The organism is Aeromicrobium sp. Leaf272 (assembly GCF_001422865.1).
Lineage (GTDB): Bacteria > Actinomycetota > Actinomycetes > Propionibacteriales > Nocardioidaceae > Aeromicrobium.
In genome coordinates, this window is record NZ_LMMY01000004.1 from 543 (window position 1) to 3,819 (window position 3,277).

General features: G+C 32.5%; 1 protein-coding gene. It reads left to right on the forward strand.

What is annotated here, in order from left to right; genetic code table 11:
- Nucleotides 1–1,150 (forward strand): cytochrome P450 (locus ASF38_RS16975; RefSeq protein ID WP_200914358.1); only part of this gene is annotated, 1,150 nt, incomplete at its 5' end.
- Nucleotides 1,151–3,277 lie beyond the last annotated feature (2,127 nt).

The window sequence follows — 3,277 nt, forward strand, 5'->3', positions numbered from 1 at the left end:
CGACAACTTCGCGCGCATCGGAGACGTCGCTACATTCGAATCCATAGAACTGCTACAAACACTTAAAAACATAACCCGTACTTTAGACTCCAGCATCAACCTAAAACCGATCTTAATGACTACAGCAATGAATATGTTTTCGCACTACATGTGCAACGTGAGATTTGACGCCGAAAACGACGAAGATTTCAAGCGCATCGTCGACCATTTTGACGAAATTTTCTGGGAGATTAACCAAGGTTATGCCTTAGATTTTCTGCCGTGGCTCCAACCTTTTTACAAGAAGCATTTAGATAAACTGTCTAACTGGTCTTCAGATATTCGCTCGTTCATTCTTTCAAGGATCGTAGAACAGAGGGAATTGGATCTGGACATAGAAGGGCCTGAAAAGGACTTTCTAGATGGGTTGCTAAAAGTTTTACATGAAGACCCGACGGTTGATAGAAATACTATAATCTTCATGCTTGAAGATTTTCTAGGCGGTCATTCTTCGGTGGGTAATCTTGTCATGTTATGTTTGACAGCTGTGGCGAGAGACCCTGAAGTCGGCAGGAAGATTAGGGCAGAATTAGACGGTTTGACTAAAGGCAAAAGGCCTGTTACATTACTCGACCGTCATAGTTTGCCATACACAGAAGCAACTGTCTTAGAATGTCTAAGATACGCCTCATCCCCTATCGTTCCTCATGTAGCTACGGAGAACGCAGCAATCTCAGGATATGGCGTAGAAAAAGGAACGATAGTCTTCATAAACAACTATGAACTAAACACTTCAGAGGAATACTGGAATGAGCCGGAGAAATTTGACCCATCAAGGTTTCTAGAAAAGACCAAAGTTAGGGTTCGAAGGAATTCTTTCTGTGATTCCGGCATGGAATCTGATGGGGAAAGGCCGAGCAAGCCAGCGGAGACGGAAAAAGAAGTCTGGTCTGTTAAGAGGAACATCCCACATTTCCTGCCTTTTAGTATAGGTAAGCGAACGTGCATTGGTCAAACTTTAGTAACTACGATGAGTTTCGTCATGTTTGCCAGTATAATGCAGGAGTTTGAAATTGGGGCTGAAAATTTGGAAGATCTAAGACAGAAACCGGCGTGTGTGGCTTTGCCTAAAGATACGTATAACCTATTTTTGATCCCGAGAAAACATTGATCTTTTTGATTTTTTTGAAAGTACGTAAATTATTTGCGCTTGGTTCTTTTATTTGTAGTTTTGTGTTGACGCTGTTTTTTTTTTGAAAAAATTGCAGGTTTTTTTGTAGTTACCTTTTTAGCGAAAATTTTATAACTTTTTAATTTGAATGGTTTGCGATAATAGATATTTCTATGTACTACATCCTAAATTGTTTAGTAAAACTTATTTTATTTTTCTATTTGAATATATTTATTGCGATGACAGACATTTTTTTAGCAAACTTAAAAGGTTGTTTTCGTATTCAGTTGAAAATACATCAAATAATTAAAGTCGGTAAATACTTTAATTTACGCCCAAAATTAGAGCTTGAGTAATTATGTTATATTTTTTTAACCAAGATAAAATATTTTGTAGATATAGAGCCAATTAGGTTTTTCAATAACATTAAATTAAAGTAGATAGCATATTATTTTTTAACCGACTTCCCAAAAAGGAGGAGGTTCTCAATTCGACCGTACTTTTTTTTTATGTATGTTAATCCATATCTCCGGCATTTTGGTGGCTCTAGAAGTCGGTGGCAAAATAAACACAGTCAACAGACCTGCAGACACCGACTTCAAAGTCGGTTTTGTTTTTTTGTAAAAAGTTTTTTTTATTTGGTGATATTTTTAACTTCACTGCCTTCTATTTTTTTAGCTAGAGAACTGAGTAGTTCTAAAATTATATTTAAACAAAACAGCGTCTCATTAAATATACAAATAAAAAAACAAGGTTATATCGCTCAAAACTATTTATTTCTTGAAATAATTGTTTTTTTAAGTATTTCTTTTTATATTTTCGGTAAACCATACTGACGTAAATTCTTTGAAGAAAAGGCGGGAAAAATGTTTGTTGTCTATGGAAAAGAAGATGGCTGACGTGTACTGATAAAAAAATACGATTTTTCTGTTTCATATTTGTCAATGTTTTCAATATTTTTACGACAAAATTACTGTTTTTTATCTAATAAAAGATAGTGTTGAATATTTTAGTATATTTATGGCTAGATTCACAGCTTCCAGCTAATGTTCAAAATAGTTATCTAATAGATAATGCCAAAGAAATGTTTTTACTTTTGACTACTTATATGGCAGTATCTGTCAGTTAACGTATCTAGAACTCTATCTGGAACCTTTTGTAACTAATTAATAGTTTGTTTGTAATGACTTTTTACTACAATTATATTGAGCGTTGATAATTTTGAATTAGAAAACCAAAAACGACTGTATCTTGCCTGTTGGATTTCGCTTGCGCTAGTAAAATATATTTCGTGACTTTTTCGTTATTTTTCACAAATAGATGACGTAGTGACAATAGTGTTAGATTTTAAATAGTTATTTCACGTCACGAGTATATTTTTGCTATAGAAACGTGTAGATTTTTTAGAAAAGTAGTCAATCAAGTGTCTTAAAGTTCCTTTTTTATTAATTTTATAGAAATTTCTCGTCAAAATCGGCTGTTTATACTTAATTTGACCGAAGAAACGTAGTTTTTTAGTAGGTTAGAAATTGTGTTTAGCGTCATCTAGTGGTGAGTAGTTGAAACTCTTTGATTACACTTCTTCGGTTATATTTGTGTTGCAAGTGTGTTTGATGTTGTATTTTACATGTAGTACTGTTTACATTAGAAATAGATGTAGAATATAGACTTAATAGGGGAAATATTGTAAAAAACTCTTATAATCATGTAGAAACATTATTTAAATAATTAAAATAACTAGATTCTTGCTAAAAGACGACTTTAATTTAAGTTTCAATGTTTTTTTTAATAAACCTATGGCGGGTTTCCAAAGAATAAGAACTTGTATGTAGTTTGTAGATTAGAATTCCAAATTTAAATGTCAGAATGTAAAAACGCCATGTTGTATTTTTGAATCAATATTAATAGATATTTTGAAATCAGCAAAAATCACTGCAATCTGTTGTAACTTAGATACAGTTAAATTAAAATTAATGTATTTGATATGAATACGAGTGAATGTTAATATTATTTTCGAACTTTATGAACCAAATTGTAAAATGGCTGACTTGATATGACGTAGTTTGTAGAAAGAATTGTGATCAATAGTTGAATTAGAAATGAAATTATAGATACATTTGCATTTAA